This is a genomic window from Aphanothece hegewaldii CCALA 016, assembly GCF_003007785.1.
GTDB lineage: Bacteria > Cyanobacteriota > Cyanobacteriia > Cyanobacteriales > Microcystaceae > Chroococcus > Chroococcus hegewaldii.
In genome coordinates, this window is the sequence record NZ_PXOH01000116.1 from 1 (window position 1) to 1,120 (window position 1,120).

At 36.5% G+C, this 1,120-nt stretch carries 1 pseudogene; it reads left to right on the forward strand.

The window, feature by feature from the left end:
- Positions 1–59: 59 nt before the first annotated feature.
- Positions 60–1,120 (forward strand): annotated as a pseudogene (locus C7H19_RS25225) (IS701 family transposase); the annotation flags it as partial.

Genomic DNA, 1,120 nt, shown 5'->3' on the forward strand with positions numbered 1-1,120 from the left:
TATTAAGCAAAAAACTGTATAATAATTGCTATGATTGATTTTTAGGTTGAGGCATAAAGATGAAAGAGACAACACCCTCCGCCATGCCCCCATGCTTTGAAAGATGGTGTCATCGTTTTGACAATTTGTTTAATCATCCAGCCCAAAAAAAAGGTTTCAGGCATTATTTAGGAGGTTTATTAGGGGAAAGCGAACGGAAAAACTTATCCCAGATCGCCGCAGATGCAGTAGGTGTGACATATCATCGAATCCATCACTTTTTAACCGAATCAGTCTGGTCGGCCGAGCAGATTAATGAACGGCGTTTAGAGACGATGAATAAATGTGGCCAAACGAGAATAAATCAAGGTTTTTCCTTAATTGTTGATGACTCAGGACATAGAAAAAGTGGCAATTTCACAGAAGGTGTGGGACGGCAATACATAGGTGAAATTGGGAAAACGGATAATGGTATTGTTGTGGTAACAAGCCATTTATACGATGGAACAAAAAGCCTACCTTTAGACATAGAATTGTATCAAAACGCAACTTCATTACCAGAAGGAAAGAAAGACCCAGCTTTTCAAAAAAAGCCATCCATAGCTTTATCTTTAATCGAGCGTAGTTTAAAAAGAGGCTATCGTCCAAAAATAGTGTTATTAGATGCAGGTTATGGTAACAATACTTCTTTCCTTATCGAATTAGAAAAAAAGAAATTGAAATATTTAGGAGGACTAGCGTTCAAACCGAAAAGTAAGACTTGAAGAAACAAAATTCTCTTTAAAAATTAGGTTAGACCAATTAGCAGAGTCTTTGTCAGAAGAAGATTTTACGGCTGTTCGATTAAACACAGACAAACCTCGAACCGTATGGGTGACAACTCAAAAAATTAAGTTATCACAGTATGAAGACATTTCTACTATAGCTATCGTCATGAATGCTGCCAGTTTCAAGAATGCTACTGATATTGATTATTTGATCACTAATGTTGACCCATCAATTGTTACGCCTGAATGGATAGTAACGACTTATTCTCAAAGAAACTGGGTAGAAGTTTTCTACAGAGAAGCTAAGGGATGGTTAGGTCTAAAAGAATATCAAGTTAGAGATAAGCGTAGTCTTTATCGACATTTTATTCTAG